This is a genomic window from Deltaproteobacteria bacterium, assembly GCA_016874755.1.
Lineage (GTDB): Bacteria > Desulfobacterota > Binatia > UBA9968 > UBA9968 > DP-20.
This window is the reverse complement of record VGTH01000002.1, coordinates 48,142-57,500: the sequence shown is the minus strand read 5'-3', so window position 1 is coordinate 57,500 and position 9,359 is coordinate 48,142. Positions and strand designations below refer to the sequence as shown.

Annotated in this window: 8 protein-coding genes and 2 rRNA genes (1 of these 10 running past the window's edge); 9 read left to right on the top strand and 1 reads right to left on the bottom strand. The window is 54.9% G+C overall.

Annotation, left to right across the window (positions count from 1 at the left end):
• The 9 genes from FJ145_01415 to FJ145_01375 form a co-directional block, all read left to right on the top strand.
• Nucleotides 1-2,667 (top strand): 23S ribosomal RNA (locus tag FJ145_01415); it begins 332 nt to the left of the window's first position.
• 220 nt (nucleotides 2,668-2,887) lie between these two features.
• Nucleotides 2,888-3,003 (top strand): 5S ribosomal RNA (gene rrf, locus FJ145_01410).
• Between the two features lie 192 nt (nucleotides 3,004-3,195).
• Nucleotides 3,196-3,738, top strand: coding sequence for a hypothetical protein (locus tag FJ145_01405; protein ID MBM4260079.1), 543 nt, complete (start codon nucleotides 3,196-3,198; stop codon nucleotides 3,736-3,738).
• A 264-nt stretch (nucleotides 3,739-4,002) separates the two neighbouring features.
• A complete protein-coding gene (locus FJ145_01400) occupies nucleotides 4,003-4,764 on the top strand; it encodes an N-acyl homoserine lactonase family protein (GenBank protein MBM4260078.1) in 762 nt (253 codons plus the stop codon).
• Nucleotides 4,765-4,785: 21 nt separating this feature from the next.
• The gene (locus FJ145_01395; protein MBM4260077.1) at nucleotides 4,786-5,079 is read left to right on the top strand and encodes a hypothetical protein; all 294 of its coding nucleotides are present in this window, start codon (nucleotides 4,786-4,788) and stop codon (nucleotides 5,077-5,079) included.
• 118 nt (nucleotides 5,080-5,197) lie between these two features.
• Entirely contained in the window at nucleotides 5,198-6,160 is a 963-nt protein-coding gene (locus FJ145_01390; GenBank protein MBM4260076.1) for a transposase, read from the top strand.
• 252 nt (nucleotides 6,161-6,412) lie between these two features.
• Complete coding sequence (locus FJ145_01385) at nucleotides 6,413-6,661, top strand: hypothetical protein (GenBank protein ID MBM4260075.1); 249 nt, start codon at nucleotides 6,413-6,415, stop codon at nucleotides 6,659-6,661.
• Between the two features lie 225 nt (nucleotides 6,662-6,886).
• The gene (locus FJ145_01380; protein MBM4260074.1) at nucleotides 6,887-7,729 is read left to right on the top strand and encodes a DUF3060 domain-containing protein; all 843 of its coding nucleotides are present in this window, start codon (nucleotides 6,887-6,889) and stop codon (nucleotides 7,727-7,729) included.
• 405 nt (nucleotides 7,730-8,134) lie between these two features.
• Nucleotides 8,135-8,449 (top strand): hypothetical protein, encoded by a 315-nt coding sequence (locus FJ145_01375; GenBank protein MBM4260073.1) that lies wholly within the window; start codon nucleotides 8,135-8,137, stop codon nucleotides 8,447-8,449.
• Nucleotides 8,450-8,493: 44 nt separating this feature from the next.
• Here the strand turns inward: FJ145_01375 and FJ145_01370 are convergent, their stop codons facing one another.
• Nucleotides 8,494-9,345: a DUF4124 domain-containing protein gene (locus tag FJ145_01370; protein ID MBM4260072.1), complete on the bottom strand. Its 852-nt coding sequence runs from the start codon at nucleotides 9,343-9,345 to the stop codon at nucleotides 8,494-8,496.
• Nucleotides 9,346-9,359: the final 14 nt, after the last annotated feature.

The following is a 9,359-nucleotide window of genomic DNA, read 5'->3' as shown; positions in this document are numbered from 1 at the left end:
AAAGTTACCAAACCAATTCATATCTGAAGGCGCTTGGAAAGGCCAACCAAAGAGGGTGATAGTCCCGTAGGAAAAATGTATTGGACTTTCTGGAAGCAGTTCCCAAGTACCGCGGGACACGTGAAATCCCGCGGGAAGCCGGGAGGACCATCTCCCAAGGCTAAATACTATCTCGTGACCGATAGTGAACTAGTACCGCGAGGGAAAGGTGAAAAGAACCCCAGTGAGGGGAGTGAAATAGTACCTGAAACCGTGTGCCTACAAGCAGTGGAAGGGCTATGTCCTTCGGGATATGCCTGACCGCGTGCCTTTTGCATAATGAGTCTGCGAGTTACTCTACGCAGCAAGGTTAAGCCGATTGAGGTGAAGCCGCAGCGAAAGCGAGTCTGAATAGGGCGATTCAGTTGCGTGGAGTAGACCCGAAGCGGGATGATCTATCCATGGTCAGGATGAAATTTTGGTAACACAAAATGGAGGTCCGAACTGGTGAAGGTTGAAAACTTCTCGGATGAACTGTGGATAGGAGTGAAAGGCTAATCAAATTCCGTGATAGCTGGTTCTCCCCGAAATATATTGAGGTATAGCCTCGTGTTTAGCGGACGGAGGTAGAGCACTGGACGGGCTAAGGTCCTTACCGGGATACTAAACCTAACCAAACTACGAATTCCGTTTTGCCCAATCACGGGAGTCAGACTACGGGAGATAAGTTCCGTGGTCGAAAGGGAAAGAGCCCAGATCGCCAGCTAAGGTCCCGAAATATGTGCTCAGTGGTTAAGGATGTGGAAACGCACAGACAACCAGGAGGTTGGCTTAGAAGCAGCCATCCTTTAAAGAAAGCGTAACAGCTCACTGGTCGAGTGAGTCTGCGCCGAAGATGTAACGGGGCTAAGCACATTACCGAAGCTGCGAATTTATTATCTCTGCGGAGATATTATCTGGTAGGGGAGCATTCTAGTCGCCTGCGAAGGTAGACCGTAAGGACTACTGGAGGTTCTAGAAGAGATTCTGCAGACATGAGTAGCGATAAAATAGGTGAGAAACCTATTCGCCGTAAGTCTAAGGTTTCCTGGGTAAAGTTAATCTTCCCAGGGTTAGTCGGTCCCTAAGCCGAGGCCGAAAGGCGTAGGTGATGGACAGCAGGTTAATATTCCTGCACCACCGATGGTGCGTTATCAGCGAAGGGGGGACGGAGAAGGATAGGTCATCCGGGTGTTGGATATCCCGGTTCAAGCCTGTAGGTGGGTCTGGTAGGTAAATCCGCCGGGCCGTTACCACCGAGAGGTTATGACGAGTCCCTTATGGGACGCAAAGTGATTGATTCCACGCTTCCAAGAAAATCCTCGTAGCGAGTACTATAGGTGACCGTACCGTAAACCGACTCAGGTAGACGGGTAGAATATACCAAGGCGCTTGAGAGAACTCTGGTTAAGGAACTCTGCAAATTGATACCGTAACTTCGGAAGAAGGTATGCCCCTTTTGGTGAAGTGCCCGCGCATGGAGCCAAGAAGGGCCGCAGTGAATCGGGGGTGGTGACTGTTTATCAAAAACACAGGGCTCTGCTAAGTCGCAAGACGACGTATAGGGCCTGACGCCTGCCCGGTGCCGGAAGGTTAAGGAGAGAGGTTAGCCGCAAGGCAAAGCTTTGAACCGAAGCCCCGGTAAACGGCGGCCGTAACTATAACGGTCCTAAGGTAGCGAAATTCCTTGTCGGGTAAGTTCCGACCTGCACGAATGGCGTAACAATCTCCCCACTGTCTCAACCAGGGACTCAGCGAAATTGCACTCTCGGTGAAGATACCGGGTACCCGCGGCAGGACGGAAAGACCCTGTGCACCTTTACTATAACTTTGCACTGGATCTAGGGTTAGTATGTGTAGGATAGGTGGGAGGCTTTGAAGCGGAGGCGCTAGCTTTCGTGGAGCCAACCTTGAAATACCACCCTTATTGGCCTTGGACTCTAACCTACAGCTGTCATCCAGCTGGGGGACATTGCATGGTGGGTAGTTTGACTGGGGCGGTCGCCTCCCAAATTGTAACGGAGGCGCGCGATGGTCGGCTCAGGCTGAGTGGAAACCAGCCTTCGAGTGTAATGGCATAAGCCGGCTTAACTGCGAGAGAGACATCTCGAGCAGGTGCGAAAGCAGGTCATAGTGATCCGGTGGTCCCGCATGGAAGGGCCATCGCTCAACGGACAAAAGGTACGCCGGGGATAACAGGCTGATACCCCCCAAGAGTTCACATCGACGGGGGTGTTTGGCACCTCGATGTCGGCTCGTCACATCCTGGGGCTGAAGTAGGTCCCAAGGGTTCGGCTGTTCGCCGATTAAAGTGGCACGCGAGCTGGGTTCAAAACGTCGTGAGACAGTTTGGTCCCTATCCGCCGTGGGCGTAGGATACTTGAGGAGAGTTTTCTCTAGTACGAGAGGACCGAGAAGAACGTACCGCTAGTGTTCCGGTTGTGGCGCCAGCCGCATTGCCGGGTAGCTATGTACGGACGGGATAACCGCTGAAAGCATATAAGCGGGAAGCCCCCTCCAAGATAAGGTATCCCAGGTCGTAAGACCTCTAAAGACCCCTCGTAGACTACGAGGTTGATAGGCCAGATGTGGAAGACCAGTAATGGTTGAAGCTAACTGGTACTAATTGGTCGTGCGGCTTGACCATATTTATCAATGCTACTGATGTAATTGCAGATCCGTTCCCGTATTCAGTTGTGAGCGAACAGCTTAGCAAGCGAGCGCAAGCAAGGTTTGCACGGTTTTTGAGGCCGTTCAAAAAGTGCCAGGTGCGAGGCGCGCGCTGGGAGACGAGCTGAGGCGTACTGAGTGAGTACGCGAGTCGACCAAGCGCAACGAAGCAGGTGGACTTTTCAACGGCCGAACAGTTTCCGGTGGCAACAGCGGAGGTGTCACACCCGATCCCATCCCGAACTCGGCCGTTAAGCCCTCCAGCGCCGATGGTACTATAGGGTCGCCCTATGGAAGAGTAGGACGCTGCCGGATTTAAAAAAGGAGCCCCAACTTCGAAAGAGGTTGGGGCTCTTTGCGTTTTTGGGTGCCGGAAAATTTTCGCGTGGATTTTGTTCAGGCGAATTGCCGCCGACGTTGACAACTTGCCGCGGCATAGCTAAGTGGCTAATATAAGCAAGAGATCGGTGGCCACTGTGAAAAGCCCTGCGCCAAATACATCTTGGGATGACGAGTAAGAAACAAAATTCTTGCGTCATCCCATCATTAGATCCGCTTACGAGAAATCCAGAAACCTATGTGAACCGCGCCGAAAAGAAATTCTCTGTCTTTTTGACCGAGCTTGCGCGGTACATCCCGGCAGACAATTCGTTCCCACCGCTTAGATTGGCTGCATTGGACGACGGATCAGTTTTACTCGAATGGACGTTTAAAGATCGTCGGCTGGGTTTCACGTTCGAAGCCGATCCAAATGATTACGGATGGTACTACGTTTTTTCTCGCGGTCAGTCCGAGCGTTACGAGTCTGGCACCATGGACCAACTTGAAATTGAGCGTTCAAAATGGCGCCGCGCGGATTCTAACTGCCGACGTTCAAGAAACTTCGATCCGGGTAAGAATGATCACCGATCCCTTGCCATGCGAAAGAAGCCCGATAGTCGGCAATCCGTTCCACGGCAACATCGTGTTTCGCGCTGGGCTGAAGCCGCACACGGTCAAAATGTTGGCGGCGGCTCTCGCGCTCAAAAGCGAATTCATTTCACCGCGTGATTCCGGCGATGAAAAGTAATTGGAAATACGAGATCGTAATTTACTGGATTGACGAGGACCGAGCGTAAATCGCCCCAACTCCGGTGGTCCCTTTCCTTGTAATCGGGTGGGTCCCTAAAGTGAAACTCGAGCACGATCGATGTCACCCGCCAGATGTTTGCTGGACAGATCGTTCAAGGTGATCTGCGTGCCGAGATTGTAGTTGACGCAATTCGTAGCAGCAGACTATGGTTCGGTTAGTCCGAAGAATTCAGGAGGGTGTCGATGGCAAATCACACCGTGCACGCGATGATGGTGGGCATGAGCGAGAGCTGGTGGCGCTCCGGCATCATGCCTTGCCTGCGCAGCGACGTGGACCGGGACAAACCGGTGGCCTATATTTTCTGGTTCATTGAAGGACCCAACGGTCCCATCGTTGTCGACACCGGCTATCATCCCGACTACGTGGCGCCGGAATGGGCTCAAGGAAAACAGTTCATCGACCCGCCGAAGCTGCTGGCCGAGCTTGGCCTCAAATCGGACGAGCTCAAAACTGTCATTGTCACCCATTTTCATCAGGACCATTTCACGGGCTTCGATTATTTCCCGGGTGCCAAGTTTATCATTCAGCGCGCCGAGCTCGAGTTCTGGACCGGGCCACGGATGCGCCACAAAGTTTTGGACAGCCAGATTCGGCCGAAAGTTCGGCCCGGCTTGGAGAAGCTACAGAAAGAAGGGCGCATCGAGCTGATCGACGGTGACCACGTACTCTACCCTGGGTTGAATCTGCTCAAAGCCGGCGGCCACACGCCGGGTTCGCAAATGATTGCGCTGGACACCGCGGCCGGCAAAGCGGTGCTCTGCGGCGACATCGCTTACACTTTCAAAAACATCCGCGATCATCATCCGGTGGGCTGGTACTACGATCTCGGCGACACGGTCGCCGCGCTCGACCGCGCGATTGCAACGGCGGCCCGGCCTGATCTGGCGTTTCCCAATCACGACCCCGAGATCATGCAGGGAAAAAGAGTCGTGCGGGTGGTTTGACGCGCCGAGGAGAAAGCCCCCATGGATGAAATCAAGATTGTCGATACGACCTTGCGGGATGGCAACTCAAGTCTCTGGGCGCTTTCCATGCGCACCGGCATGATGCTGCCGGCGCTGCCGCACATGGATCAAGCCGGCTTCGAGCCGATGGAGTTCTTCAACACCGGCAATTTGAAAAAATTCGTGCGCGAGCACAAAGAAGACCCCTGGGATTGGCTGCGCCTCGGCACAAAGAGAATCAAAAATACGCGGCTGCGCTATCACGGCGGCTTGCACAGCGGCTTCGAGCTGATTCCCGATTGCGGAAACTGCTAGGCGAGATCACCCGGCTGTGGAAGGTTGAGATTTATGCTTACTATTTGATGAAATCCAAAAGGGGTCAAGTCTATGTTTAGCTCTTTACTCCCTGCTCGCGTTGCGATAGACGTTCCACATGGCCCGACCGCTGCGAATCGAATATCCCGGAGCGTATTACCACGTCATCAACCGCGGGCAGTCTCGTCGCGATATCTTTCTCGAAGACAAAGGACGGCAGAGTTTTCTCGATCTGCTAGGCGAGATCACCCGGCTGTGGAAGGTTGAGATTTATGCTTACTGCTTGATGAGCAATCACTACCATTTATTGCTCTCAACGCCGACGGCAGGTCTAGCGCGGGCGATGCGCCACTTAAACGGCGTTTACACTCAGAAGTTCAACCGGGTGCACCATCGTGACGGTGCACTGTTTCGCGGCCGCTACAAAGCGATTCTGATCGACGCCGAGGAACATTTTCTGTCGGTGGTGCGTTACATTCATCACAATCCAGTAGCGGCCGGCATCGTGACGGACGTGGATTTTTACCGCTGGAGCAGCCATTGGTCGTATTTGAACAAGAAGCAACGCCCGGTCTGGCTGGAAACAAGTGAGGTGCTTTCCCGGTTCCGAGGATTGCAGGAATACCAAAAAATCATGCACGACAGGGTCGAGAAAGAGATCGAGCGGTTTTACCGAGGCCCGTATCAGAAGCCAGTCTTAGGAAGCAAAGAGTTTATTGAAGTAGTGATCGAAAAGCTCGGCGATAAGGCACGAGTCGAAGCGGAGAAACCGGAGTCGCGGGAGATCTTTGGGACAGGCATCGCTGAAATTGTCAAAGCGACCGCAAAGGAATACGGTAAACGAGTCGAAGAAATTCGCGGGGGACGAAAGCGAGGCCAAGAAAACGAGGCGCGGATGATGGCGATCTATTTAAGCCGAGAGTTGGGCGGGCACCGGCACGGAGAAATTGGCAGAGCAGTGGGGGTGGAGAAAATCTCATCAATTAGCTCGGCGTATTTACGCATGAAATCGCGGATCGCCGAGGAACGAAAGCTCTCCCGGAGAGCCCGGAAGATTGAAGAGGCGTTGTCAAAGAGCTAAAGCGAAACTGATCCTTGCCGGTTGTTTCAGAGAGATTCACGATGGTAACGATTACATTTCCGGACACCAAAACCGAAAAACAAGCGCTCGCCTATTTACTCGGTCGCTTCCCCGGCCGCGTGCTGCGCTCGGGGGAACACATGGCGCAACAAGCCCACCGAAGACGAAAAGTTAACCGGGATCGAAGGTACTGTTTGGTACGTCGAGGAGCCTGCGGGCCAAGTTACCTGTTGGAAGTGCAAGCCGGAATCGGTGGAAGCGATTCACTGGGCGCTTGGCATCAACCAAACGGCCGTCACCGCGACTTGCTGGAATATTCTCGAAAGCAGCGACGACCTCAATTACGAATCGTTGTTGCCGCTGCTCCTGGAAGAATACGAACCGCGCGACATCGAAAAGTTCCGGCCGCACATTGACGAGTGCATTCGGTCTGTACGCCATGAGTTCGAATTCAAAGAGCGGGTGTTGCAGGAATATGCGCGTCTGGGTCTGTCCCCTTGACGCCGACAAAGCTGCAGTCATGCGAGCTCTGTAAGAGCGCTTTGGCAAAAGCGAAATGAAAAAGGTTTACGCACTGATCGCCGCGACGCGACAGAAATTGTAAAAAGCCACGAGAATTTCACAGAGGATCACCCCATCCTTGAGCGACACAATCGGCGGCCTCATAGGGTAGACCTCTCACTATAGAAGGTAGTCAAAAGTTCCACACCATGAAAGGACACTGTCATGAAGACCCACCGTTGTGCCATTTCTGGTGCGGTGCTGCTCTTCCCCTGGCTCGTGTGCAATAACGCACCGGCGGCGGACTCCGTCACTATCACGAAGCCAGGCGGCATTACCGTCAAGAGAGGCGATGGCTCAGCCATAACCGTCAAGCCGCCCGCTGGAAAAACTGACGCGGCGCCGGAAAACGAATCCAATAGGCGCGACCTGCAAGCCTCGGGCAAGCGCGTTGTCGTGGGCCCTGAAGGCAATCGCAAGCTCACTGTCTCGTGTCGAGGCATGGATGTCGACGTCCAATCCAGCGCCAATCACGTTACATTGCAAGGCACTTGCGGCGTCGTGAATATCTCGGGTCCGTCGAACGTGGTCGTTGTCGAGTCCACATCTGAAATCATCGTATCGGGTCCCGGCAATCACGTCACCTGGCTGAAGGCCTTCAACGGCCAGCCGCCGCGCTTGAGCGATACGGGCGCGGGTAATGTAGTCGTCCAATCAAATGCGCAGGCGGGAAAACCCGGTGCGCCGGCTGGCGGAGAGACTAAAGCAGCGCCAAGCAATGACCCAAGCCAGCGCATCGTCGTCTTGCAAAATAGAGACAAGCGCACGGTCGAGTGTCGCGGCAAGGATGTCGACATCCTGGGTAACGACAATGCGCTCACGTTTCGCGGTGCATGTGGCCAAGTCAACGTTCAGGGCAATCGCAACACCGTCGCGCTCGAAGCTGCGCGCAGCATCGCCGTCGTGGGCAATAACAATCGGCTCGACTGGCAAGAAGGTGTCGGCGGCGGACAGCCCAGCGTCTCCAATTTGGGCAATGGCAATGTCATCGCGGAGGCCGCGCGCTAACTAGTCAAAACATTTAGCCGGTGACAAACTTTAGCGTGCTTTGGAAAAGCCGGTGCACTTGCAACTCGAACAGCTTCCGCTCACTAGTTCCATCCGGCCATCCCAAGCGCGGTAATGCAACGACCTGAAATACACTCACTTCCGCGCTAGTTTTGCCCGCCGGCTTTTATCGTCGATGAACGGCAAGCAATACCACCTGATCGTTTGTGCGAAAGAGACAGCCGATGGTTTGAGGCCGACCGGTGCGTCATCGGGCCGTGTGATGTCGAATGCATTGGCCGTACAGCAGGTCATCGAGAACGAGCCGACCCGCGCCAACAGAGCGACTAGCTTTTCTGCACTAAACGTTGCTGCTCGATTTCACTTTAGGGACCCACCCGATTACAAGCAAGGGGACCACCGGAGTTGGGGGCTGAGCGCATCCGAGGGGCCGGGCTCGATGCTTTGGCTGAGGAGCCGCTACCGGCGACGAGCCCGCTGTGGAATCTGCCCAACGTGTTGATCACGCCCAATGTCGGTGGAGGAGGCGGACCGCAGCTGTGGCGGCGCACGAGCCAAATGATGCGCGACAACACGCGCCGCGATCTTCGCAGTGAGCCGCTGAGGCACGTCGTCAGAGCTCCGGATGGGACGCTTGTGGGGTTATTGAAAAGCCGCGGCGGCTCGTTTCCCCGGTATAACGATTGCAGGAGGGCGCAGGTCCGCTCGCGGCCGCACTAACCTCGCATGGACGTTTTGCACAATAGAGCTACTGTTAATCGAATTTACTGCCACTCGACGTCGACACTGGGCGTGACTCTTGACCGGGCATGGAGTTGGGGCAGCCGCTGGCGGAACTCAGCGTGGGCGCTCGGCGCGAGCTCGGACCCGTCCAGGTAGAACAAGCCTCCTGGTATTCGTGCGCCGCCGGTTTCCCGCAACTTGTAGGTTAACCTAACGTTGCGCGCCGGTATGCGGCCGCGGTTACGGACTCGACCCACCAACCAAAAACCTTCGCTGTCCGATTGGATGCGATGACTTATCAAGACGACGTCCGCTTTTGCGTCACTGGATACGGACTGGCTTGGCGCAGAGCTGGATTCAGCGGTCTTCGCAGTGCCAAGGCGGAGCGCAAAGCGGCCGACGGTTGCGGCCGAGGGGCCAGTCAGAAGCACTGTGTCCGAGACCGATATTACCTGCCGTGGGTCCAGCGTGCTGTCACGCTCGCCGCTGCCGAGCTTAAAGCCCTGGCAGTCGGAGACATCGACGATAAGACTCAATGGCTCCACCGAGCCGCCGACATTGCGCAACCGCGCCGACCAGCTGAGTTGAGTCTTCGCTGCCGTCTGGTCCAGGAGCTTGATCTGGAAGTCTTCGACGAGGATGGAAGAACCCCGAGATGAAAACTCCTTGTTGGCACGAGTCACGCCGAGCTTGAACGGCACGCAGTTGTCACTTTTCGCGGCGCTGGTATCAGCCGTCGATCCGGGCATGTCGACACGCTCCGTGGCTTTACCTACGGCCGATGGATTTTGCGAAAATACCCATTGACCCTTTTCATCTTTCCATTTGTAGAAGGTCTGGGCGGACAGGGCGGTTGGAAACACTAGAACAGCAAGAACAAACAGCAGGCCCATCGAATCCTCCTTAG